Below are 20,379 nucleotides of genomic sequence, written 5' to 3'. Positions count from 1 at the left end.
AAATTGCATGAAATCTGGATTTAGTTTTGTGCAAGTATCCAAAGCTCACTATAATGGTGGTAAAGTGCTTGATGCGTCACCAAGATGGTGGTATAATGTAATCAAGAAAACGTCGTTTTACGGAATGGTATATGGCTTTTAAAGGATGTGATATTATGACCGTAAAGGAAATGCGTGCGAAAACAGGGCTATCCCAAGCCCAGTTCGCAAAGCTCCTCGGGATTCCCAAGAGAACTATCGAGAATTGGGACGGAGGAAAAAGCAACTGTCACGAGTATACAATCAAGTTGATAGATTACTTCCTTACGCATGAAGGATTATACAATGAGGAGTAATTTGGTAGATGAAATCAAAGAAATCTGCCGGATCTACAAGACAAGGTTCTCATAGTCGAAAATGAACTCACGCAATGAGAAAACACATTAATCACTTTTGCACTGGCAGCAAATCGGGAGAACGACAGCTTACTGTAAAAAGGGTCTCCCCGGTGATCGTAAACGCAGAATATGAGAACGTCGTGACGATACATAAGGTGAAATAAACTTACTATGAGTAATATGAAAAACGTATATACCGGGGCCTTTGGCAAAGTGAATTCTCCCTAGGAACAGTATCAGATAATGAATGAAAACTACAGCAAAATATGCCTGGAATTTGCGGGTATTTGCCGTAGATACCGACTTATGCTGGATGAAAAGTTCAAGGAGATAGTCAGGCTTAGAGATGAAGTGATAAAGCATCAAAATACTATCTCTGCGCAAAATCGGCAGATAAGAAATCTGCAAAAAGAAAATTCTAAGTTAAAGAAAGCATTGCAAAAACAAAAAAAGAAATAAACGGAAAATCATATAAAAACTCTGAGATACAAAATGAACCTCAGAGTTTTTCATCTTATGGAGTTGAATTTGTCTATCACTGTTGTTGATTGATCATATTTTGATTCAATTTTGGCTTTTTTTCTAAAACACCGAAATCGATTAGTTTTAACCATAAGTGAAGTGTGACTGCTTTTGCGTATCGAGTTAATTGTCTATTCTATAATGTGGTAATTTGGTTGATTAACAATAATTAAGTATATAATCCTAAATCGTATACTAATTTATTGACATTCTATAATGAACATGATATATTAACTTTCGCGCGTTATCAATTATAAGTAATTCGCCATGCAAATTCGGCATGAAAATTTATTCAGGAGGGTTAAAATGGATCAAAAACGATCAAAAAACCAGAAACGTATTGTTTCCGGGCTGTTATCATTAGCTATGATAACAACAAGTATGTCAGCAGTTTTACCTGCAAGTGCTGACTCTGCAAGTAAGCAGGAAGCATATCCGTATGCGATATTTGCTGCGGATGAACTAGGTGGCATTAAGCTTGACCTTAATTATCTGACGGTCAATGGCAATGCTTGTACAAACGGTGTTTATTCGACAACTGCAAAGTATCCGAATGTAAATGGTACTATTTTGGAGAACGAAGCACTTGCTGTTGATGAGGTAGTCACCGATGATGAAAACGCCACCGATGCACAGGACAGCGCTAAAGCTTTCGATATCAGCAGGGATATGATCTATATCCACAACAAGCTGATGACCGGCTGGTTCAATAATGGCAGGAACTTTGATAATGATTACACTCTGTCAGAGATGAACATCAACCTAAATTCGCCTGTATATGTTACAGGCAAGATGTCATATAATGGCAATATGGCTCTGAATACCGCAATCGGTGCGGTTTCCGATGTTACTCTAAGCGGCGGAAATCTCAACGGCAACAATGCTGTGATCTATTCCAAATTCGGTGATATAAAGATCGATGAAAGCCAAGCTTCAATGAACGGTCTGATCTATGCGCCATTTGGTACAGTTACCATCGACTGTGACAATTTTAATCTGAACGGTATCATAATCGCACAGAATGTTGTTATTAGCAGCCGCTATGGTGCTAACATCAATTACAGCAACACATGGGCAGAATTTGTAGGTACTGAAACCGAAGAACTAAGCTGGACTTTTGCTGATTGGAAGTATCTTGCTGATACAGACAAAGACGGTCTGCCAAACATTATAGAAAAGGAAATAGGTACAAAGCCTTATGAGGCTGATACTGACGGAGATCTTCTGCCTGATGGATATGAAGTACTTTCTCTCGGAACCGATCCTTTGAAAATCGATACAGACAATAATGGCGTATCTGATTACGATGAAGATTACGATGAAGATGGTCTTTCAAACGGTCGTGAATATGAGATAGGCACAAGACCTTATGCTGATGATACCGACGGAGATAACCTCAAAGACGGCGAAGAGGGTGATAAATATTACACTGATCCTCTCGAAATGGATACCGACAAGGACGGTCTGAATGATGATGACGAGATATATTTCGGTACAGACCCCAACGATCCCGATACTGACGATGATGGTGAACTTGACGGCGAAGAGAGACGTTCTCAGACATTTACCCACAAGGTAGAGAACGAGGATTGTGCTGTAACAGAAGTTATCGTTTCTATGGAGGGTACGGGTAATCTTCAGAAGACTGCAAAAATTAAAAGTGTCATGAACAAAGACAAAATGTGTACAGATGTTGTGGGACTTGTTGGAGAACCTTTCTCTATTAAAATTTCATCAGAATATAAAAAAGCTACTTTGAGCTTTAAAATAGATCAGAGCAAGCTGGGCGATACAGAGTTTGACAATCTGATGTTTTTATGGTATGATGAAAAGAAAAAAGAGTTTGTAGAACTTGATACCTTCTATGATAGTGAAAACTCTATTGTTTCCATTGAAACGGAACATTTTAGTAAGTATATGGTTGTAGATAAAACAGAATGGTTTAATAACTGGAGAAAAATCTATAATTCCTACGCCGCTATTTTTTCTGCAATTCCTTCATATACTGCAATATGCGTTGATTGCTCCGGAAGTATGTCAACCAATGACAAAAGCTTTAAAGACGATAATGGTGTATTAACTTGTTATAGAAACATAGCAGTACAGAATTATGTTGAGTCAATGTTTGTTTTTGACAACGCAAGTATTATTACTTTCGAATCATCAGCATCTGAGGAGTGCGAAATGACAAATAATAAGCGTACATTAAGCGGTAAGGCTTCCTTCTACAATAGAGGAGGAACGAATGCTAACAGTGCTATTGATATTGCTATTGATGAATTAAATCATGTTTATGGAAAGAAAAATATTATCCTTCTTTCCGATGGAGATGTAAATGTTTCCGATGATAATATAAAATATTGTAAAAACAATGGAATAAGAATACATACAGTTGCACTTGGTTCCGGGGCTAATAGCCAGCTGTTAAAACAATACGCTAATGATACAGGTGGAACACCTCTTACAGCAACTACAGCAGAGGGACTTACTAAAATATACGAGAGTTATGCTTACAATAATATGACTGACTTTAGAGAGATGGAGGACAGCGATGGTGATGGTCTTCCTAATGATATAGAGTATATTTCAGGTATTCCACTCCCAAACGGAAAATTGGTTTTTACAAATCCCAATAAGCCAGATTCCGATGGAGATGATTTGACCGACGGTCAAGAAGTAAATGAATCTTTGTACATTCAAAAGATAATGGTCGAAACTTTCGATGAGGAATTTGAAACAATAAATATTTTTAAGTTTAAACCAACAAGTGACCCAACTGATCCGGATACTGATGATGATGAATTAGATGACTATCATGAATTGATTGCAGCCACAAATGCTTTTGATGATGATACAGATGATGATGGAGCACTTGATGGTAGAGACAAATATCCATTAAATCTTTCTGATACTATCTATGATAGAAATGCAGCATATGAATACTCTCAGAAATATTATAATACTTTTAATTCAGAATACCCGCGAATCGATTCTGATTGTGCTAATTTTGTTTCACAATGTGTTTATGCAGGTGGAATGCAGATGAATAGTTTATGGTATGTTAAGAAAAATAATCTATTTGATTACATAACTACCGTATGGGGAGATAGAGCCCAAGATTTATCATTAAAATGGTCTCTAAAATGGACTGATGCTGAAGCACAATATAAATATTTTAAAGAAACATATTCTATTGCATATTATAAAATTAATCGTGGAGATTCAATATCAGATTTTGTTCAAAATCATCTCGAAATAAAGGTTGGGGATACACTATATTTCCATAATGTTCATAAGCCCAAAAAAGAGGTTACTCACGCAACCATTATTAGTAAAATCGATGATTCCGAAATATACTATGCAGGTCATTCAAATCCTGCAAGTATGACACCGCTTTCAGATAAGATAATGACTCCTGATGAAGATACCGAAGATCCAAATGATTATCTTTACGATTATGTTTATATTGTTCAAATGAGTGATGCGTTATGACAAAGAGAAAAAGAGTTATACTAATCTCTGTGATGATTATAGCAGCTTTATCTTTCGGCATAATACTATTTATTTTTACTCGAACGGTATACTGGAACAATAAATACTACGATGATAATCAGCCAAGTAAAACAGATGCTGAATACTTAAATGTTTGGGATCTTAGATTTATTCTGCATTCTAAAGATAAAGATGAGATAGAAAATTTAGGTAATAAAGTAGTTAACGATTCTTTAAATTACAATGGAACACTGACAGAGGAATTACAAGGAATAATATCAGACCATACTTTTTCATATATAAATCCTCGTGATTTTCTATCCGAAAATAATTATGAGATAACAGATGAACAATTTGTTATTAAAGAAACAGATGTACTAAGGCATAAGAATAAAGCTATATTTTTTTATGGATGTGAATATCATGCAACTTATAAAAAAAATGGTGAAACTTACAACTATGATATAGGGTATGATGGGATGCCAAATAGGTTATATTTAGAATATGATGACAATAAATGGATTATCGTTACTGCTTTTAGACCATAGCCTACTGGCACACTCAAAAACCGTTCCACTGGGGTCATAATCGGAATTGTGGAGCATACCACAATAGGCACATACCCAAATGGAACAGAACACTAACCGCAAGCTCTCGGAAACGCTCTACAAGCATTTCTGAGGGCTTTTTCTTTTCAGCGGTTAGTTTTCTGCTCCGCAGGATCGGACGGTGCTGTGGGGCATTTCCGTTCGCCCGACGGTTATCGTCAAGCAGAGGTCTGCTCGGTGATGCCGTTGCGAATTTCATACTCACGCACACGGCGGTAAAAAGTGTTTGCCGACATATCCATTTTACGCATAAAGTCACGCCACGTGATGCGCTTGGCTCTCCATTCCCCATAGAGCTGCCCGAACCTCGTCCAGTCAGTCGGGATAGGTTTCCGTCCCGTATACTTGCCCTGTGCCTTAGCAATCTCGATTTCCTCACGCTGTCGCTGTCTGAGCTGTTCACGCTCCAACTGCGAGAGGGCAGCAAACACGGTCAACATGAATTTGCCCGTAGGCGTGTTGGTATCAATGCTCTCCTTGTGACTGACGAGGGTAACGCCCTTGTCGGTGAGAGTGTCGATGATATTCAGCAACTGAATATAAATCAGTTGCCTCTCTTTGTGATGTTATCCAGAAACTTGATATTCAAATCGAAGAAAACGAAAAAAAGGGTCCCACGTGGGATTGGAACACCAAAAACCTCAGACTTATTAAAGACAGTATATTAAAATAAAGGAATGATTATATGGCTAAAATAAGCGATTTTGTGAAAGAAAATGAGCCTGACACTATTGTGAAAATTGAAGGAAGAAATCCGGATGATGATTGTGATTGTCTTGTGGAGGAATATTACCACGGAAGATTAGATGGAGTACCTGCTGATCTTTTAGAATATGAGGTATTATCTACGGGATGGCTTGTCGGAGCACAGTGTTTTGGCATCGATATAGCTTATATTCGTAAGTAAAAGGTTGTTCATATGAAAAAATCCCGCCTTTTTAGGCGAGAAAAGTATTATTTTAGGGAAATAAAAAAAGATATAGAAAAAACTCCAAGGAATCATACACTTCAAACAATGTTCTGGCAGGTAGCCAGCATTACCACTATAAAGATGGTAGTGGTAAATGGAAAGATAGGCGAGACTTATCTGGAATTCCAATTCAAGTCGGGCGCAAGAATGGTCGTTGAAAATGAATAGGATAGAGCAAGCCCCGCATCACTGGTCATTCAGTGGTGCGGGAGTAATCATATTAACTCTTATGATTATTAATACAAATCCAGAAATTTGATCCTCTCAATAAAGAGTTTAATCCTTGTTGAACGTATTTCCATGTTTCCTCATATGTTCCATTGATTTTAATGTCTCCTTCATTAAAGAACTTTTCAAATAATAGTGGGTCATCATATTTATCAGAAAAATCTAAACTATTATTTTTCTTTTCTTCAACTGTTGAATTTCTCTTATCGTGAAGAACGTGATCCAGATTACATGACATATAATAAATAGAATATGGTACTTTAATTCCATGAGGAATGGCTATCTCTTTTAAAGTGCATAAATGTAACAGGATAAGTTCCTTATTATTCTTTGTTTGTAAAAAAAGATTTCGATCCTTACATACAATGGAATCGTCATGATATTGCGCTTTGTCTATGGTGTTATCTTCAATAACAATCGAATCTGGTGCAAATGCCCCATCTAAATCGACAATATGAATTACTGCGCAAATGTCATTTTCGTTAAACTGAGCGTTTTCATCAAGGAACTTTTTTACGCCTAATTTTTTAATCCTACGTTCAATATTGCTAACTGTAGAAGAAAAATCACAGGTAATATCTGACCTCATTACTTTGAATTTGACTGTATTGCTTGTAATAATTTGTTCAAGCGCAGGGGCAAGTGCTACTTCATCGCTCATTCCCTCAACAATAAATAAAATAATTTTGCTCTCAGTCACTTACAAGCACCCCTGCTTTCCTAAATGCCTTTCCAATTTGGTAGGTACTTGTATTTTCATAAATTGATTCTTTTTGTCCGCCTAAATCTATTGTTCTCAATAAAGTGGTTCTCAGGTTATTATTGTTTTTGATTCCAGTAAATTTAATATATTTATTATTAGGATTAGTCGTTGTGAAATAAATACTTGAATTATCCAGCACTTCCAAAGGTCGCATATTATGGGATGTGAATAAAAGCTGTCCTTTTCCTGTAGATTTGATTGTTTCAAGTATTTCACCTAACAGATACTCAAAGATCCCTGCATCCATTTCATCGATGGCAACAAATATTGAACTATCATTGTACATTGCTATCAATGAACTCAAAATACATAGTATCTTCTTGATTCCTTCGGATTCATATCTTAAAGGTGTAATGATGCCATTGCGATTAGATGCTAATTCAAATACCAGCTCTTCTTCTGCCCTTTCATTAAATTGTGATGTCTTATTGATTATGTCAATTTTTAGACCAGGCACAATATTGCCGATTAAAAGATCAATTTGCGCAATTATACTTTGAATGGTTCTAAAGGCATCAGCCGAAGCACTATTTTGACCGAGCCCAACTGGAATTGCATCTGACTTTGAGATAGTATTCTGTGTGCTCAATCGCATACTTAACGGAAGAAGATTCATATTATATGATGATTCCGAGTTTTTATTAAGCACAAAAAGATTCATTCGTGCAAAAAAGCGGAGTTCATCTAATATTTTAAAGAAGATATCATTAGTAAATGATGCCTTTAAAAGTTCCATCATTTTGTCATTAAAAATGAAAGATGTCATTTTTTCGTTTGCCAACGCTTGAAGAACAAGCAGCTTTTGACGAACAGGCTTATTTATTCTTGCCATTTCATCAATACGAGTATCGGGGATATAAAAGCATTCATCAAGACCCGTAGAGTTCATTGGATAATCAATACCAATAATTCGTGTTTTGTTTATTCTTGGTAATGATTCAGTTGCTTTAGCACTATAGTCGATGCTTTCAGAAAGTATCTGAATTCTATCGTTTGTTGTGCCAAATGAAATGCCATAATATACATCGTATATTCTTTCAAGTATTGTTATTTCAAATTTCACCTGAATAAGTGTTCGTTCTGATTTTTGGCGTATATAATAATGTGAGTCCATAGGCAGAATGGCTCCAGAAATAGCATCCTTTATAAAACCAATAGCCCATATAAGTGCAGTTTTACCTGAACCATTTTGTCCGTAAACGCCAATTACACTTGCACCCATGGAATCCTCTTTTATATTATTTAAAAGCACCGAGCCTTTAGAAACATTTTTAATATTTTCAATGGAAATGCTTATGATTCTAGTTTTCTCCTTTTTCATAACAATACTCCTTTCAGTTCTATTATAACGCATAAGTCTTCAAAAGTCAATATTAAAATTTAAAATTAGGAAATTTTGTGCTATTATTTGATTCTGATCATGAAAATTCGATGATTATAGTATATATAATAAGTATTCTAATTATTCCTATAGTTGTCAAAAATCAAAGTGTGCAGATTGATTGTCAAACGCGCCGTGTACGTGTTTTTGCCCTTTTACCTGTTTCCTCATACAAATTTTGAGTGGGTAAAACTGCTATTATCGAAAAAGGGTGATGCCTATAAATCGCGTAAATACGCTATTTTAGGATTTCCCTCTTAACAGCAGAACTATGCACTCAACGTGTCTCGGAAGCCAGCATTTGATGTCATACTGACAACAAATCCCTTGAAACGAGAGGTTTGAGAGTGAGTCTTGGACGTCAGTATCTAAATTCACAGCAACTTGTTGTGGATTTACAGAGTAAAGTTCGTAAACACGTCATGTGTCGCAAATTTGTTAAAAAACGATTTGGTGGTCGACAAAAACTCCTTTAGATCTACATCTACCAATAACTATTACAGATAATCATCTTGAGATATAACACACTTTTCTGGGAACAGACAAATTGCAATTCCTTCATCAGGATTTTTGACATCATCGCACAGTAAAGCAATAGCACCACTTCTCTTAATTAATAGTGTCTTAGGGATAAATCTATTATCAAAATTAGTGGAAAAATCACTCATAAGCTTTTCTATACTTGCAATCATTTCTTTTTCACGATCAATATACAAGCCATACGAACGCAATTGTTCTACAAAGATTTGAGTAGCATTAAAGTGTAACAATAAATAGGTTCCCGAATTGTGTGTAAACGAAAACCAGTGTAATAAAAGAGTATAGTGTCTCTTTTATTACACACTGCTTCAAGGTTTACTAAAATTCTGGATAGACTAAAAAAGCCCGATACAAACCAGAACTGAACCATAAAAGCAGGGAAGTGCTCAATCTTTTTTCTTTAGAAGATCTTCCATAACATCCATAGTATTTTTCATTTTTTCTGATCCGAGATGAGTGTAAATTTCTGTTGTTGCCGTACTTTCATGACCAAGGATCTCTTTTACAGCAAGAATATCTCCGCCATTATTATTATACATCAGAGTAGCAGCTGTATGTCTGAGCTTGTGAGTAGTTACACCCGTATTTTTTAAGCCTGCATCCATTATGCATTCTTCAATTATCTTTTGAACTCTCCGTCTAGATAGTCTGTTCTTTCTGGAAGACAAGAACAAGGCTTTTTCATTTTGTGCCATCTCGTAATTTTTCCTGTATGGAAGATATTTTTCAATAGCATCAAGACAATTGTTATTCAGGGTTATTATTCTTTCTTTTTTTCCTTTACCCATCAGCCTTAAAGTCTTGTTTTCAAAACTTATATCATTTATATTTATACCGCATAATTCAGAAAGTCTCATTCCGCAATTCAAAAACAGAGTTATTATACAATAATCTCTTTCAGTGTTTTTGGTACGGATGGAAGAAAGCAGCTTCTGGACTTCGTCAAGTGAAAGGTATTTAGGCAAGGCCCTTTTTACGTGCGGAACTTCCAGAGAAACCATATTATCCTTAGGTATCAGTTGGGCTTTATTAGCCAGGTAATCATAGAACTGTTTCAGTGAGGTAGTTTTTCTTGCTCTGGCGGAAGCTCCATTCTGTCTTTCATCCTTGAGCCATACCATATAAAGGTAAGCATCTTTTTTAGTAAAGTTTTCTATCATTTCTATAGGAACATCGCTTATAGTGATGTCATTGAACTTGGTCTCAGCTGAAACCATTTTATTCTTTACCTTTAAGTATCTTAAAAATGTTCTTATATCAAGATAATATTCACTTGAAGTAAGATCACCACGATTTTTTATTACACTTAAATTTATCAAAAAATCCTCAAGATAATAAGGGCAATCGTTCTTATAGCTTTCTTTCACGGCAGGTCACTCCTCTTTATGGCACAAAATATTCATTTTGTGCCATGTTGTGTTTTGCTCCCCTAGGGCAATTCCGGCGGTTTCCTTTTGATATTATAATTGTTTTTTTTGAAAAAATAAAAACAATTATGTGTTTAAATAATAAAAACGAATATTCTAGCTTCTACAAATAAAAAACCGGACTCAGTTTATTCCGAGTCCGGCATAATTAGATCATCTTTAACCTTCATAGAGTTGTTTGTTTTTGGGTATGATGCTTACTATTACAAATACTTTGTATTTAATCTGTTAGTTGATCTGAAAGTTTAAATCGTATTAAGTCATGGAAAAGTATCTGTTATTTTCTTCATTATGTATTTCGATAGGTATTTCATAAGGTTATTTTTGATGATCACTAGACTCCAAGTTATCAATTATTATCACTACGAGTATTATAGCAGAAAACTTAGAAAAATAAAAACGAAAAAAACTATTTCTTTCTTGTTTTTTGGCTTCTTTTAAAAACGAATTTTGCTCAAATGGCTTATTTTCGGGCTTTTTGGGAATTTTATTTTTCAAAAAATCTTTTATTAAAGTTTTGTAAATGTCATATTAATAAATATATGTGGTTGATATTGTCCGAAAACGCGCGGTTTTAAGGGCTTCGCAAATTAAATTATTTTTTTATTTTAGAATAAATATTTTTTAAACAGAAGAACGAAAGAATTTAGACGGAAATATGCTTGAATTGTTATTCGCGTTGGATATAGAGTTTGGAGACAGGCTGATCCCGCCATAATAGTACTATGACGGCATTTTTCTCAACACTGTTATAATAGCGAATATTCCCTAATACAATCTTACATTGACTTATTTTAAATATTACACAAAACATTAAAAAATCAGTCTTGATATAATAACAAAAACATGCTACACTTATCAAGTGTCTTTTGAGGAATTCAATAACAATAACTACCCTTTTAAAAGCAAAAATTCAAAGAACGGAATGGTCAATTATAAAAAGTTCAAAGAAAAATGTTGCTCTTATAACAGCACTTTCGCTAACGTTAACAAGCAATGCAGTACCTCAAAGCATTGCTGCGAATGGTTTTGACTAAGTTGCAGCTATTGCTCATAGTAACGTGTGTTTCCAGTTCTCTGGTCTGAGAAAAACGCTGTGGGTAGTAATAATTATTCTAAAGTGTTATTATATACACTACTGAGACGGGTTGTGATAATAAATAATCATTTAGGAATTAAATCTTGAATAATGAGGGAGGTTAACATAGGAATAATATTCAGAATTTTAAGTTGGCTATATTTCATTAAAGAAAAAATGCAGAAAAATTGATTACTATAAGAATTTTCAACAACAAATGATACAATAAAATTGGCTGGCATGATTTAGACATTAAGTCAGCACATCATAATTTAGGGAGAATAAAATGAAAACAATGTTTCAAAGATTTACAGCCGGTATTATTTCATCCGCTATAATGTTTAATATATCAGGATTAATACCTGTAGTTGCAATTGAATCATCATGTAACAATATGTATTCCTATGCGTTATTTGCAGGAAGTTTTGAAGAAGACGCTGTTAATATTTCTTCATCTACATTTAATTTAAATGGAAGTATTTGTACAAATGGTGATGTAATATCAAATTGTACTATTAATAATATTTTTGAATCCGTTGAAAAAGACATACCAGATTTGAACAATAAAATCTCAGACAGATTTTTCAATGAAGGATCTGATAATTATTCAGAAGATTATACTTGGGTTGACACAAACATATCTGTTAACACGCCTATCATATGTGATGGTGAGATTAGATTAGAAGGAAATATACTTCTAAATAAAAGTATTATGTCAACAGATGAAATTACGGTTGAAGGAAATACAAGTACTAATAATGACATAGTTCTATACTCTAAAAATGGAGATATAAATTTCACATCAAATAACACTAACATTACAGGATTAATATATGCTCCTAATGGCTCAGTAATATTCAATTCTGACAATGTAAATCTTAATAATACAATTGTAATCGCCCAAAAGATTTGTTTTAATTCTTCTACCGTCAATATAAATACTAATAATGAGTTTATCGACTTCGTTAATAGTAAATCTGAAAGTGATGGCATGAATGAAGATATTACTCCAACCATTGAATTATTTGCAGCATGTGATTATAAAAACTCATCCATAGATATTGAATGGGAATCTAATGTAAATGCTGTTTATGATATTCTGGAGTCAGAAGATAATGAGATATTTAATTTAGTGGATGAAGTCTATGACAGGAACTCCTATTCATATGCAGTTAATTCTTTTAATAAAAGAAAATATATTAAAATCGCTTGTAATTACGGTGATAGGATAGTTGAAAGCAATACAATTGTCATTGACCCTAAAGATGCTAATGTCACGGTAGATGTTAATAATTCATTAGATATAGATGATAATAGTGTTGCAACTCCATTTGTACTAAATTCTATTGGAAAAGATAATAATATAACTATAAAATCCAATTATTTTGAATGTAGTGGAAATATTTCTTCAGCCAATAAAATTTATATTTCATCAAATATAAGAAAAGAAATAGGAAATAAAACAGAAAACGATAATGATTTTATTTATGATTCGTTAAATGCGTTATTTTCTGATTATAACAATACCCAAAGCAACAAATTGGAAATGACCACCGATTCATATACCATTGATGAAGATGGATATTTTTCAAACGTAAATTGCTGTGCTAATGATTTTAAGCTTAATGGCAACATATATTCTGATAACCAGATCATGATTGATGCTTCATCGATTATATCTCAACAAGACGATGCGCAAATTATTGCTTCAAAAAATGGAAATATAACTTTTAATTCAGATGAATTCAACTACTCTGGTATTATTTTTGCGCCAAATGGTTATGTTGAAATTAATTCCAAAGAGATCAACTTTAAAGGATTCATAATCGCATCTGGTATTTTATTAGATGGAGAAAATGTAATTATATCAGAAAGCACAGATGTTTTTTCATCTTTTTATCAATTAGAGCAATCATATCAGCAAGATACCGATAAACTAATTGAAGATTATTATGAAAAGGTTGAAGAATTAAAGGACGATCCAGAGAATCTCAATATAATAAATGAGTATCAATATCTAAGAGATTCATTGGAAGAAAAAAATATATTATTAAGTAATCAGGAAATCTCCGAATTATTTGACAAACAAACACATCCTATTTTCACTAAAAACGTAATAAAAAAAGCTAAATCTGACTTTCATCCTTGCAATGGTATTGATAAAATGTATGATGTAATACGTACTTCTTCTACATATACATATAATGGAAAATCATATCAGTACTATTCATTAAGTGTAAGTGATAAGGTATCAACTAAAAATCCAAAGCTGAGATGCAATTACTCTCCCGGAATATATCTGATTGGAGAATGCACCAATCCGACAAGGGCAAAGAAATTATTAAATACAGCAATGAAAAATTTATTTGGTACTGGAGTGTCTGCATTGCTTTCTTGCGCTGGTCACCCTGTAGCAGGTAAAACACTCAGTGTTGCCATTAAGACCCTTTTCAACTATACACCTTCACCTCACGATTTATATACTACTAGTGCAAACTTTCTCCGTTTATCAGATGTATGTTTAAATACAACCATGAAATATACTTGGGTTAAGTATAAAGGCAAGTGGGAATTTGGTTACAGTTGTGATAGAACTTCTTGGAAGTATTCCTTAACACTCGGTAAATTAAATAAGAAAACGAAATTATATGATTATACAACTCGCAGTTATAGTTTCACAAATAACGGTAACTACTTTAAGCCGTATGTTGCGATTAAGACGGTTGTAGATTTTAAAAAAATGTTTGGAGATGATGCATCAAGTGGTAATTATGATCCTATTGGATACAATAAAACTACTTCATACTCTATAAAGGATAGTGATGGAAAACTGAAAAAAACATTCAGTCCTCTTTTTATTAAAAATACAATAGGATTAATGTGAGTTATTTCGAGGTGTATTATGAAAAAAACAATTATAATAACATTAAGTGTAATTTTAGTATTATTACTGTGTGCTTATATTCCAGATCCTAAAACCGATAATAAGATTTTTGGAACAAAGTTTGAAAACCATATAAAAGACAAGTATACTCATTATTTGGTCGATGAAACTTTTCGCAAAGCATCAGAAGCAGGTTATGAATCAGATGAAAATCAGGAATTAATTGTACATGGTAATATTATAATTGATAAGTATAATGATAGATATATATATTGCCACCTTGAAGGAGAATACAATGCAACCAAGTTGATCATAAAGTTTAAAGGAAAAAAAGAAATAGGAGACAGGTACAGCTGGAGCGTATTGAATGAAGATACATTATTTGTTAAACAATAATAAATCTCTGTAAAATTATTAACTACTATAAACAGATATATGTGAAAAGATTAAAAATTTATACGATCCCCTTGAATATTCACACAAAAAGTGTAGAATTTTAAGGTAAGCGTATAACCCCCCGCATCATAAAAGCAAACAGCCGGGCAGATAACACCCGGCTGTAACATCATATTCTGGCTTTGATTTCTCCATTTCTCTTTGCGTCCATGTATATTTCTTTGAAATCAGCTTTGCTGTTCGGACCGAATATGATCGGCATAACAGATACAAGGCCATCGGAAATGATCGCATTTTTAAATGGCAGAAGCGCTGCATCAAGCAAAGTTGGCATCGGTGCATTTCTCAGCATTTCCTCCCAACTGCTGACAATGCCGTTTACAAGAAAAACAGAATTGTCATCGATCGATATAAATACCGATCCCTTTTTCAAATGTCGCTCAATGATAAATCTGCCGGTGATGCACCCTTTCCAGCTTTTAAGTATCTCCATGTGTTATTCGGGCAGATCCGATCGCTCAAGATAATCATCAATGATCCATGTCCGTTCCCATAAAAAGTGGGCAACCTCCGCAGCATCCTGTGGGTCGATCATTCCTTGCCCGAAATAATCTTCCTCAGGAAGTATATGATATTCTCTGTTCACATAGTCAAGCAGTGGAAAAAACAGTTCATAAAACAGCTTTGCATCTTCATTACTAAGTTTCATTTTCTTCCCTCCATGGTAATAATATCGTTCCCGCAGGCTGTGAAAACAGCTCGGTCAGGTATTTCTCAGCATCAACACCGTTCGCCTGTGCAGTTGAAATGATCGAATACAGCGTTGCACTTGATCTGGCTCCGTTTGCTGTATTTGAAAACAGCCAATTTTTTCGGCCTAACGCAAACGGTCTTATTGCGTTTTCGGCTCTGTTGTTGTCGATAGGCACGTCTCCGTTTTCAAGAAACGTGTAAAGATATTTCCGTTCATTCAACGCATATCTTACTGCATCTGTCAGCTTGCCCTTACCACTGACCTGAACATTTTCAAGCCACGCAAAAAACTCGTCAAGCAAAGGCTTTACCTTCACAAGGCGCTGTTTATATCTGTATTCTGTGGAGCTGTCGGCAAGCAGATTTTCTTCGTGATATATCTTGTTGAAATATTCTACTGCCTTTGCCGCAACAGAAGTGCTGTGCAGCTTTTGGTCGTTCGGAAGAGCCTGAATAAAACCACGCCTTGCATGAGTCATACAGCCGCATCGCTTAGCACCCTCGACTGCATTGTAGGCATCGTATCCGTCACAGATAAGATAGCCGATAAATCCTTTCAGGAAATTCGAGGCGTGCTCACCCTTTCGTGTCGGCTGATAATCGAAAATGATGATGCTCCTGTCATTCATTTTGCCGTTGCAGTAGACCCACATTCTTGATGTCGTGGTAGGCTTTCGGCCTTCCTCGTGAAGCACCTGAACGGTCGTTTCATCGGCATGGATCATCTGCCCTGCGATAAGCGTCTCATGCATTTTCTCCACAATCGGCAAACACCATTTTTCGGCAGCAGTGCCTACCCAATTAGACATAGTCGCTTTGAGCAGAGGTATGTTTTTGGAATTAAAGTCCTTTTCCTGACGGTGCAGAGGTACTGACTTTGCATATTTTTCGTAGATGATATGAGCCAGAAGTTCGGGAGAGCAATAGCTTCCCGGGATCATAGCGTGAGGATATGGCGCACGGATGATATGACAAGGTTCGTCCCTTTCTTCGGGCTTTTCTCCGCACTCGGGACACTTGTACTTATGTACTATATGCCTGCGGATATGATATTTTGGCGGCGTAAATATAAGTTCATCGTAAGCCTTTTCGGGAGTCAGTTCTTCCATTTCGGCGCCGCATATTTCGCATACCGGGTTGTCAATTTTGTGATGTTCTTCTTTTACAGGCAGATTGTTCATCCATTCATCGTGAGTGCGTTTTTTCTTGCGCTTGTGTTCGGGAACAGTAATTGTTTCGGCAGATTTAGCTGCGGATTTTTCTTCATTGTTTCCGAACATGGAAAGCTGAACACCGAACTCCTTTTCCATAACAACAGATGTCTGCTCTGTTTTTCTTCCGAATATCTGCTTTCTGAACCACGCTAACTGCTGATTGGCAAGTGCTAGTTCTTCCTTGAGAACAGCGTTTTCATTACGGAGCGATACAATTTCCGATGTCATATTTGGTTCGGACATAAAGCACCCCTCCGTTCGTTATGATACTTTAATGATACCACGAAAAGAGGGGCTTTTCAAGCACATATTCTGAATATTCGGTAAGTATTGCCTTAATACAGCGCCCCCGGCTTTCCCTCACGGATAGCCTTCGGCTGCTCTATTTTCAAGCCTTCCAGAAGCCAGCGAATTTGCTGAGATGTGAGCATTACTGCTTCGGTCTCACTGCGCGGCCACTGGAATCTTCCGTTGTCAAGGCGCTTGTACAACAGCAGAAAACCATCGCCCTCCCACAGCAGACCTTTGATGCGGTCACAACGTCTGCCGCAGAACAAAAACAATGCTTTCGAGAACGGGTCAAGTCGAAGCTGAGCCTGAACGATAGTCGCAAGTCCGTCTATCCCGCGTCGAAGGTCGGTGTATCCCGTAACAAGATAGACCTGTGCGTCCGCTGCCAGATCATTCAGCATAGCTCATGCACCAAAGCGGTCAGAGTGTCCGCAGATATATCTGCCGGAAGAGATATTTGAAGTCCGTTTTTCTCAATGCGGATATTTTCGTTTGAGCAAGGAACTGATACAGGAACGATGGTCGGAGAATTTTCGATATACTTTTCACGCACTTTTCTTAGGCGGTTGTAATACGTGTTTGGCTTGATCCCATTTTCTTTGCACCATTCCCGGATCGTCAGACCGCTTGCCTGCTGTGCTTTGATCTGCGCAGACCATTCCTGAAGCTGCATTTCTTTTTTGATTGTTGTGATGGATGTTGTTTTGTCCATACCTGTTACCTCCTTGTCTAATCGTCTCCAATGAACTCCATGGATCAATTTGGATTATTCAATTTACTTCATGGTGTTGTTTGGAGTTTATTATACTTCATTAGACTTTGGTGAGGTAGGTGCGTGTGGTTATACGCTTACTTTTTTACAGCAAGTGAAGGCGTAAATGATTACAATTGCATGAAAATCGTAGCACAAAAAACGGATAGTCGCCAGATAATGACGGTCTATCCGTTTCGTATTTTTCAGATCATTTTTTCAGCATCATCCTGTCACCTGATAGTAACAGTACCCGAATGTCTGATAGCGTTTGTTGTATCCCATCTGCCGTTAACTCTTGCGGCGATAGCCACTTTGTAGGTCTTGCCCGGGGTGAGATTTTTGGGAGAAGTGTAAACCGTTCCGGTGATATTCTGCGCTTGAACTCTCCACTTTCCTGCCAGATATACTGCTATGCCGTATCTATCAGCACCTTCGACTTTGTCCCAAGTAAATCTGACCTGGTGATATTTTTTGCTGTATTCTACCTTGATATTTCTGGGATATGTGGGCACGTATTCTTCAACCGGTGTGAAACGCTTGAAGGTGTTGTTGCCGCTGTTTTCAATAACAGCAAATTCATCACTGCCGCTGATAATGGTTGAAGGCGCATTTTCATTCACCCAGCCCTCACCGTTAGGAAGCTTTGCAGCTTCTTTTATGTTTTTGAAATTCTCGCCAATTTTAATGGTTTTCAGATTATTACAATCGCCGAACATAGCACTCATATTTGTTACCTTGCTTGTATCGAAGTTGCTGATATCAAGTGTAGTAAGATCAGTACAACCCTTGAACACTTCTTTCATATCTGTGATTTTAGTAGTATCAAAGTTGCTCAGGTCAAGGGACATCAAACTTGAACAACCGGTGAACATATTGTACATGGTCAGATTCTTGCTGGTATTGAAACCGCTCAGATCAAGTGATCTCAGACCCGAACAACCAGCAAACATATTGTACGTATTGGTAACATTGTTTGTTTTGAAACCGCTGATATCAAGTTCAGTCAAACCGGAACAGCCCTCAAACATACCATCCATAAATGAAGCTTCGCTTACATCAAATCCACTTACATCAAGTGAAGTCAGACTGGAACAATTCTTGAACATATTAGACATATTATAGCCTTTTTTAGTATCAAAGCTGCTAACATCAAGCGAAGTTAAACCTGAACAGCCGGAAAACATATTACTCATTTGCCAAACATTGCTTGTATCAAAATTACTCAAATCAAGTTCTGTAAGCTTGTTACAACCAGTGAACATATATGTCATTTCTGTAACATTGCTTGTATCAAAACTGCTTACATCAAGTTTAGACAAAGAGGTGCAATACCCGAACATACTCCACATATTGGTGACATTACCGGTATCAAATCCGCTCAGATCAAGCGAGGTCAGGTTAGAACAGCCCGAGAACATATATTTCATATCGGTAACACTGTTTGCGTCAAATCCGCTTAGGTCTAATGATGTAAAACCGGTACAGTAACTGAACATACTGCTCATATTTATTACATTGCTTGTATCAAACCCACTCAGATCAAGTTCAGTCAAACCTGAACAGCCGTTAAACATACTGCTCATATTTGTTACATTGCTTGTATCAAACCCACTCAGATCAAGTTCAGTCAAACCTGAACAGCCGCTAAACATATTGGCCATATTTGTTACTTTGCTAGTATTTAATACACTCAGATCAATTGTAGACAAACCAGAACAAGAACCAAACATAGCACTCATATCTGTTACATTGCTTGTATTAAACCTACTCAGATCAATCGTGGTCAAACCTGAACAGATATTAAACATACCACTCATATCTGTTACATTGCTTGTATTAAATCTACTCAGATCAATTGTAGTCAAACCGGCACAGGAATAGAACATACTGCTCATATTTGTAACTTTGCTTGTATTTAACACTCTAGTATTTAAAGTAGCTAAACTGTAACAACCGCCAAACATACCACTCATATCTGTAACCTTGCTTGTATCAAATCTGCTTAAATCAAGAGTTGGCAGGTTATTACACCAATAAAACATATAGCTCATATCTGTGACATTGCTCGTGTTAAATCTGCTTAAATCAAGAGTTGTCAGGTCAATGCACCAATTAAACATATAACTCATATCTGTAACATTGCTTGTATCAAATCCGCTTAAATCAAGAGTTGTTAGTTTATTACACCAATAAAACATATGGCTCATATCTGTAACCTTGCTCGTTTTAAAACCGCTAATATTGAGAGTTTTCAATGCATTACACGAGCTAAACATATAACTCATATTTGTTACTTTGCTTGTATCCGCTTTTGAAAGATCCATATAAGTGCAGTATTTGAAATTATAAAACAGCTTACTGCAGTTTTCAGGAAAAACAGTTTCTTCTTCGGCTACAACGGATTTTACATTCTTATTATTAGCATATGCCTTTACAGCACTAGCGTCAACTTCACCACTAAGTGTAAGCACACCTGTATTATAATTCATTGAACAACAGCTTGCATTAGCTGCCTCAGCGGTTATACTTTGTGCAATAACAGGCGCTCCAAAGCTAACCGCACCTGCCACCATACAAAACGCCATCACTACCGCTAATACTTTTTTCATCTTCATTTTAATGACCTCCTAAATTATCGTGTTGAAAATCGTAATAAATATCAATATTTCCCAAAATATGATATCACATATAATTATCAATG

At 35.9% G+C, this 20,379-nt stretch carries 18 protein-coding genes and 1 pseudogene; 8 read left to right on the top strand and 11 right to left on the bottom strand.

What is annotated here, in order from left to right:
* Positions 1-131 precede the first annotated feature (131 nt).
* From RUMAL_RS17340 to RUMAL_RS17325, 4 genes are all read left to right on the top strand, one after another.
* Positions 132-335, top strand: coding sequence for a helix-turn-helix domain-containing protein (locus tag RUMAL_RS17340; RefSeq protein ID WP_028504327.1), 204 nt, complete (start codon positions 132-134; stop codon positions 333-335).
* 285 nt (positions 336-620) lie between these two features.
* Positions 621-836 carry a hypothetical protein gene (locus RUMAL_RS17335; RefSeq protein ID WP_050793324.1) on the top strand — a complete coding sequence of 72 codons (216 nt, stop codon included), beginning with the start codon at positions 621-623 and terminating at the stop codon, positions 834-836.
* A 369-nt stretch (positions 837-1,205) separates the two neighbouring features.
* Entirely contained in the window at positions 1,206-4,391 is a 3,186-nt protein-coding gene (locus tag RUMAL_RS17330; RefSeq protein ID WP_013483403.1) for an amidase domain-containing protein, read from the top strand.
* Positions 4,388-4,939, top strand: coding sequence for a hypothetical protein (locus tag RUMAL_RS17325; RefSeq protein ID WP_013483402.1), 552 nt, complete (start codon positions 4,388-4,390; stop codon positions 4,937-4,939). Before RUMAL_RS17330 ends, RUMAL_RS17325 begins: the two co-directional genes overlap by 4 nt.
* Before the next feature lie 218 nt (positions 4,940-5,157).
* On the opposite strand, the pseudogene RUMAL_RS17320 reads toward RUMAL_RS17325, so the two are convergent.
* Positions 5,158-5,532, bottom strand: a pseudogene (locus RUMAL_RS17320) (recombinase family protein); the annotation flags it as partial.
* Positions 5,533-5,684: 152 nt separating this feature from the next.
* Between RUMAL_RS17320 and RUMAL_RS17315 the strand changes: the two are divergent.
* Positions 5,685-5,906, top strand: coding sequence for a hypothetical protein (locus RUMAL_RS17315; RefSeq protein ID WP_013483401.1), 222 nt, complete (start codon positions 5,685-5,687; stop codon positions 5,904-5,906).
* A 108-nt stretch (positions 5,907-6,014) separates the two neighbouring features.
* The gene (locus RUMAL_RS22740) at positions 6,015-6,137 is read left to right on the top strand and encodes a hypothetical protein (RefSeq protein WP_272868111.1); all 123 of its coding nucleotides are present in this window, start codon (positions 6,015-6,017) and stop codon (positions 6,135-6,137) included.
* Positions 6,138-6,189: 52 nt separating this feature from the next.
* Here the strand turns inward: RUMAL_RS22740 and RUMAL_RS17305 are convergent, their stop codons facing one another.
* The 4 genes from RUMAL_RS17305 to RUMAL_RS17290 all read right to left on the bottom strand — a co-directional run bounded on the left by RUMAL_RS17305 (position 6,190) and on the right by RUMAL_RS17290 (position 10,248).
* Positions 6,190-6,897, bottom strand: a complete 708-nt coding sequence (locus RUMAL_RS17305) for a hypothetical protein (RefSeq protein WP_013483399.1) — start codon at positions 6,895-6,897, stop codon at positions 6,190-6,192.
* Positions 6,890-8,281, bottom strand: a complete 1,392-nt coding sequence (locus RUMAL_RS17300; RefSeq protein WP_013483398.1) for an AAA family ATPase — start codon at positions 8,279-8,281, stop codon at positions 6,890-6,892. Before RUMAL_RS17300 ends, RUMAL_RS17305 begins: the two co-directional genes overlap by 8 nt.
* Before the next feature lie 557 nt (positions 8,282-8,838).
* Positions 8,839-9,111 (bottom strand): hypothetical protein, encoded by a 273-nt coding sequence (locus RUMAL_RS17295; RefSeq protein WP_028504329.1) that lies wholly within the window; start codon positions 9,109-9,111, stop codon positions 8,839-8,841.
* Between the two features lie 156 nt (positions 9,112-9,267).
* Positions 9,268-10,248 carry a tyrosine-type recombinase/integrase gene (locus tag RUMAL_RS17290; protein WP_013483397.1) on the bottom strand — a complete coding sequence of 327 codons (981 nt, stop codon included), beginning with the start codon at positions 10,246-10,248 and terminating at the stop codon, positions 9,268-9,270.
* A gap of 1,424 nt (positions 10,249-11,672) precedes the next feature.
* On the opposite strand from RUMAL_RS17290, the gene RUMAL_RS17285 reads away from it, so the two are divergent.
* Together RUMAL_RS17285 and RUMAL_RS17280 are read left to right on the top strand one after the other, a co-directional pair.
* Complete coding sequence (locus tag RUMAL_RS17285) at positions 11,673-14,270, top strand: hypothetical protein (protein ID WP_013483396.1); 2,598 nt, start codon at positions 11,673-11,675, stop codon at positions 14,268-14,270.
* Positions 14,271-14,288: 18 nt separating this feature from the next.
* On the top strand, positions 14,289-14,666 hold the full coding sequence (locus RUMAL_RS17280; RefSeq protein ID WP_013483395.1) for a hypothetical protein: 378 nt from the start codon (positions 14,289-14,291) through the stop codon (positions 14,664-14,666).
* 169 nt (positions 14,667-14,835) lie between these two features.
* Here RUMAL_RS17280 and RUMAL_RS17275 read toward each other — a convergent pair whose 3' ends face one another.
* From RUMAL_RS17275 to RUMAL_RS20985, 6 genes are all read right to left on the bottom strand, one after another.
* Positions 14,836-15,159, bottom strand: coding sequence for a hypothetical protein (locus tag RUMAL_RS17275; protein WP_043550630.1), 324 nt, complete (start codon positions 15,157-15,159; stop codon positions 14,836-14,838).
* Between the two features lie 3 nt (positions 15,160-15,162).
* On the bottom strand, positions 15,163-15,375 hold the full coding sequence (locus RUMAL_RS17270) for a hypothetical protein (protein ID WP_043550632.1): 213 nt from the start codon (positions 15,373-15,375) through the stop codon (positions 15,163-15,165).
* Positions 15,365-16,876 carry an IS66 family transposase gene (gene tnpC, locus RUMAL_RS17265; protein ID WP_013483394.1) on the bottom strand — a complete coding sequence of 504 codons (1,512 nt, stop codon included), beginning with the start codon at positions 16,874-16,876 and terminating at the stop codon, positions 15,365-15,367. Before tnpC ends, RUMAL_RS17270 begins: the two co-directional genes overlap by 11 nt.
* Positions 16,877-16,968: 92 nt before the next feature.
* Positions 16,969-17,325, bottom strand: coding sequence for an IS66 family insertion sequence element accessory protein TnpB (gene tnpB / locus RUMAL_RS17260; protein ID WP_013483393.1), 357 nt, complete (start codon positions 17,323-17,325; stop codon positions 16,969-16,971).
* On the bottom strand, positions 17,319-17,636 hold the full coding sequence (tnpA, locus tag RUMAL_RS17255; RefSeq protein ID WP_013483392.1) for an IS66 family insertion sequence element accessory protein TnpA: 318 nt from the start codon (positions 17,634-17,636) through the stop codon (positions 17,319-17,321). The genes tnpB and tnpA overlap by 7 nt, the downstream gene beginning before the upstream one ends.
* 272 nt (positions 17,637-17,908) lie before the next feature.
* Complete coding sequence (locus RUMAL_RS20985; protein WP_013483391.1) at positions 17,909-20,293, bottom strand: BspA family leucine-rich repeat surface protein; 2,385 nt, start codon at positions 20,291-20,293, stop codon at positions 17,909-17,911.
* Between the last annotated feature and the right edge of the window lie 86 nt (positions 20,294-20,379).

The sequence above is a fragment of the Ruminococcus albus 7 = DSM 20455 genome, assembly GCF_000179635.2.
In the GTDB taxonomy this organism is placed as follows: domain Bacteria; phylum Bacillota; class Clostridia; order Oscillospirales; family Ruminococcaceae; genus Hominimerdicola; species Hominimerdicola alba.
Note: the sequence above shows the minus strand (reverse complement) of the source record. Positions and strands in the feature narration are given on the sequence as shown.

What these genes read in the sequence shown, in the direction of transcription:
- RUMAL_RS17340 (WP_028504327.1), top strand. Translation starts at nt 132, where the DNA reads ATGGCTTTTAAAGGATGTGATATTATGACCGTAAAGGAAATGCGTGCG.
- RUMAL_RS17335 (WP_050793324.1), top strand. Translation starts at nt 621, where the DNA reads ATGAATGAAAACTACAGCAAAATATGCCTGGAATTTGCGGGTATTTGC.
- RUMAL_RS17330 (WP_013483403.1), top strand. Translation starts at nt 1,206, where the DNA reads ATGGATCAAAAACGATCAAAAAACCAGAAACGTATTGTTTCCGGGCTG.
- RUMAL_RS17325 (WP_013483402.1), top strand. Translation starts at nt 4,388, where the DNA reads ATGACAAAGAGAAAAAGAGTTATACTAATCTCTGTGATGATTATAGCA.
- RUMAL_RS17315 (WP_013483401.1), top strand. Translation starts at nt 5,685, where the DNA reads ATGGCTAAAATAAGCGATTTTGTGAAAGAAAATGAGCCTGACACTATT.
- RUMAL_RS22740 (WP_272868111.1), top strand. Translation starts at nt 6,015, where the DNA reads ATGTTCTGGCAGGTAGCCAGCATTACCACTATAAAGATGGTAGTGGTA.
- RUMAL_RS17300 (WP_013483398.1), bottom strand. Translation starts at nt 8,281, where the DNA reads ATGAAAAAGGAGAAAACTAGAATCATAAGCATTTCCATTGAAAATATT.
- RUMAL_RS17285 (WP_013483396.1), top strand. Translation starts at nt 11,673, where the DNA reads ATGAAAACAATGTTTCAAAGATTTACAGCCGGTATTATTTCATCCGCT.
- RUMAL_RS17280 (WP_013483395.1), top strand. Translation starts at nt 14,289, where the DNA reads ATGAAAAAAACAATTATAATAACATTAAGTGTAATTTTAGTATTATTA.
- RUMAL_RS17275 (WP_043550630.1), bottom strand. Translation starts at nt 15,159, where the DNA reads ATGGAGATACTTAAAAGCTGGAAAGGGTGCATCACCGGCAGATTTATC.
- RUMAL_RS17270 (WP_043550632.1), bottom strand. Translation starts at nt 15,375, where the DNA reads ATGAAACTTAGTAATGAAGATGCAAAGCTGTTTTATGAACTGTTTTTT.
- tnpC (WP_013483394.1), bottom strand. Translation starts at nt 16,876, where the DNA reads ATGTCCGAACCAAATATGACATCGGAAATTGTATCGCTCCGTAATGAA.
- tnpB (WP_013483393.1), bottom strand. Translation starts at nt 17,325, where the DNA reads ATGCTGAATGATCTGGCAGCGGACGCACAGGTCTATCTTGTTACGGGA.
- tnpA (WP_013483392.1), bottom strand. Translation starts at nt 17,636, where the DNA reads ATGGACAAAACAACATCCATCACAACAATCAAAAAAGAAATGCAGCTT.
- RUMAL_RS20985 (WP_013483391.1), bottom strand. Translation starts at nt 20,293, where the DNA reads ATGAAGATGAAAAAAGTATTAGCGGTAGTGATGGCGTTTTGTATGGTG.